Raw genomic sequence first — 3046 nt, forward strand, 5'->3', positions numbered from 1 at the left:
CCCGCCCGGCGGTGGACCGGACGGGCGCCGCCGTCAGCGGATCGTCAGGGGTGCTCCGCCAGCGCGCGTCGATCTGGGCCGGTCAGCCCACCGGCAGCCGGTGCAGGGCACCCACGAGGGGAGCCAGTTCGGGGGTCCGCTCGGCCTCGGCGAGGGCGTCGGCCAGCACCCGGTCGTGCGTCGGCCGGGCGCGGGCGAGCAGGTCGGACCCTGCCGGCGTCAGCTCGGTGTAGATGCCGCGCCGGTCGTCGGCGCAGAGGACCCGGGTGAGCAGACCCCGGTCCTCCAGGCGGGTGACCAGGCGCGTGGTGGCGCTACCGGAGAGGGCCGCGGCGCGCGCCAACTGCCGCATCCGCATGTGCCAGCCGTCCTGGCGGGAGAGCGCGTCGAGCACCGTGTACTCGACCACGGAGAGGCCGTGCTCGGCCTGGAGCGCCCGTTCGAGGGCGGTCTCGATCAGGCCGTGCAGCGCGGCGAGCGTACGCCAGCCCTGCGCGCGGATCTCGACCGCGTCGTCGCCGATCCCCATGGCGCCCCCCTCGCTGTGACCTGGACGCCTCCCAGCCTAGCACGCTTGCGCTGATAGCAGGCGCGTGCAACTATCTCGTTGTCGGCGCGGGTAGTTGCACGCGCCTCTTATTCTTCGTCGCACGGAAACGGGTACCTCATGTCCCAGCGCACCTCCGCCCTCCCCGGCGGCCTGGTCGCCCTCGCCATCGGGGCGTTCGGCATCGGGCTGACCGAGTTCGTGATCATGGGATTGCTCCCCCAGGTCGCCGCGGACTTCGCGGTCACCGAGTCGGTCGCCGGCTGGCTGATCTCCGGGTACGCGCTCAGCGTCGCCGTCGGCGGGGTCGCTCTCACCGCCGCGGTCACCCGGCTGCCCCGCAAGCCCGTCCTGCTCGGCCTGATGGTGCTCTTCATCGCCGGCAACCTGCTCTCCGCCGTGGCCGGCGACTACGCCACCATGCTGGCCGGCCGGATCGTCGCCGCCCTGTGCCACGGCGCGTTCTTCGGGATCGGCGCGGTGGTGGCGGCCGGGCTGGTCCCGCCCGCCCGCCGGGCGGGCGCCATCGCGATGATGTTCGCCGGGCTGACCATCGCGAACGTGCTCGGTGTGCCGCTCGGCACCCTCCTCGGCCAGCATCTCGGCTGGCGGGCCACCTTCTGGGCGATCACCGGTATCGGGCTGGTCGCGCTGGTCGGACTCGCGCTGCTGGTGCCCGCCCGAGGGCCGGCCACCGACACGGCGCCCGGCGGCGGGCTCCGCGGCGAGCTGCGGGCGTTCACCCGGCCGCAGGTGTGGTTCTCGCTGGTGATCACCGTCCTGGGCTTCGGCGGGATGTTCGGCGCCTTCACCTACATCGCGTACACGCTGACCGAGGTGAGCGGCTTCGCCACCGGGACGGTGCCGTGGCTGCTGGTCCTCTTCGGCGTCGGGCTCTTCGTGGGCAACCTGGCCGGCGGGCGGGCCGCCGACGCGTCGCTCTCCCGCACGTTGGTCGCCGTGCTGGCGGCGCTCACCGCGGTGTTGGTGGGCTTCGCCCTGACCGCCGGCAGCGCGGCCCTGACCATCGCCTCCCTGGTGCTGATGGGCGGATTCGGCTTCGCCACGGTGCCGCCGCTGCAGATGCGGATCATGAGGTACGCGCACCAGGCCCCGACGCTCGCCTCCGGCGCCAACATCGCCGCGTTCAACCTTGGCAACGCGCTCGGCGCCTGGGTCGGCGGGCTGACCATCAGCGCCGGACTCGGCTTCACCGCCCCGATCTGGGCCGGCGCCGCGCTCACCCTGCTCGGCCTCGCCGTGCTCCTGATCGCCGAACGGCACGCCCGCCGGATGCCGGCCGACGTCCGGCCCACCCGCGAACCCGTCGACGCCGCCGCCTGACCGGCCGGCCCCGGACCCGCGCCCGGCATCGCTCATGATCGCGCTCGAACCGGGAAACAGTGGCCCCCGGTGGAACGAAAGGGCCCTCTCTCCTGGACCCGGCGCGAGGCCGGCGGACCCCGGGACGCGCCGGACGGGACCGCCGCGCCCGGCGTTATGCTCGGCGGGACCGGCGGTGGGGCCCGCCGTCCCGGGCCGCGCCGGGAGAACCGCGTGACGTCGCCAACGGTCCCTGCCAGTGATGCCCTGACTGGTGGGGAGGCACCGTGACCCGGCCCGACGAGTTCCGCGTCGACCCCGACGTCGACCTGCACGTACCCGCCGACCGCACCGAGCTGCCCGCCCACCCGGCGGCGGTGCTCGGCGCCATCGCGGCCGGTGGCGTGCTCGGCGCGCTGGCCCGGGCCGGGGCGCAGACCGCCTTCCCGCACCCGCCCACCGGCTTCCCGTGGGCCACCTTCGGCGTCAACCTGGCCGGCTGCCTGCTGATCGGCGTGCTGATGGCGGTGCTCACCGCCCGGCCGGCCGGCCCGCTGGTCCGCCCCTTCCTCGGCGTCGGCGTGCTCGGCGGCTTCACCACCTTCTCCACGTACGTCGTCGACGTGCAGCGGGCGGTGGCCGCCGGCGCCCCCGGGACGGCGCTGGCGTACCTGGTGGCGACCCTGGTCGGCGCATTGCTGGCGGTCTGGACCGGGGACGCGGTGGCCGGTCGGCTGCTGGCCCGGGCCGGCGGCGGGGAGGCCCGGTGACCGTCCTGCTGATCGCGCTCGGCGCCGCGCTCGGCGCCCCGCTGCGCTACCTGACCGACCGGGCGGTGCAGGCCCGGCACGACTCGCCCTTCCCGTGGGGCACCCTGACCGTCAACGTGCTCGGGTCGCTGGTGCTCGGCGCGGTCACCGCGGCGGCGCCCGCCTCCCCGGCGGTGGCCGCGCTCGTCGGCACCGGCTTCTGCGGCGCGCTGACCACCTGGTCCACGCTCAGCTACGAGACGTTGCGGCTGAGCCGGGAAGGGGCGCGGTTCCACGCCGTGGCCAACGCGTTGGCCAGCCTCGTCGCCGGGCTGGGCGCGGCCGGCCTGGGGTATGCGGTGGCCGCCGCGGTCACCGGCTGACCGCTGGGATCACCGGCGGCCGGGCCGGCCCCGGAGGGCCGCCG

The 3046-nt window shown here is 75.6% G+C and carries 4 protein-coding genes; 3 read left to right on the forward strand and 1 reads right to left on the reverse strand.

Features of this window, described 5'->3' with window-relative positions; genetic code table 11:
- Positions 1-82: 82 nt before the first annotated feature.
- A complete protein-coding gene (locus ACWEVO_RS33815) occupies positions 83-529 on the reverse strand; it encodes a MarR family winged helix-turn-helix transcriptional regulator (RefSeq protein ID WP_452311484.1) in 447 nt (148 codons plus the stop codon).
- Between the two features lie 138 nt (positions 530-667).
- Between ACWEVO_RS33815 and ACWEVO_RS33820 the strand changes: the two genes are divergently transcribed.
- The 3 genes from ACWEVO_RS33820 to crcB all read left to right on the forward strand — a co-directional run bounded on the left by ACWEVO_RS33820 (position 668) and on the right by crcB (position 3002).
- Positions 668-1891, forward strand: coding sequence for an MFS transporter (locus tag ACWEVO_RS33820; protein WP_452311485.1), 1224 nt, complete (start codon positions 668-670; stop codon positions 1889-1891).
- Positions 1892-2157: 266 nt separating this feature from the next.
- The gene (locus tag ACWEVO_RS33825; RefSeq protein ID WP_452311486.1) at positions 2158-2640 is read left to right on the forward strand and encodes a FluC/FEX family fluoride channel; all 483 of its coding nucleotides are present in this window, start codon (positions 2158-2160) and stop codon (positions 2638-2640) included.
- Entirely contained in the window at positions 2637-3002 is a 366-nt protein-coding gene (crcB, locus tag ACWEVO_RS33830; protein ID WP_452311487.1) for a fluoride efflux transporter CrcB, read from the forward strand. The genes ACWEVO_RS33825 and crcB overlap by 4 nt, the downstream gene beginning before the upstream one ends.
- Positions 3003-3046: the final 44 nt, after the last annotated feature.

It is taken from the genome of Micromonospora sp. NPDC003776, from assembly GCF_053605645.1.

What these genes read in the sequence shown, in the direction of transcription:
- ACWEVO_RS33815 (WP_452311484.1), bottom strand. Translation starts at nt 529, where the DNA reads ATGGGGATCGGCGACGACGCGGTCGAGATCCGCGCGCAGGGCTGGCGT.
- ACWEVO_RS33820 (WP_452311485.1), top strand. Translation starts at nt 668, where the DNA reads ATGTCCCAGCGCACCTCCGCCCTCCCCGGCGGCCTGGTCGCCCTCGCC.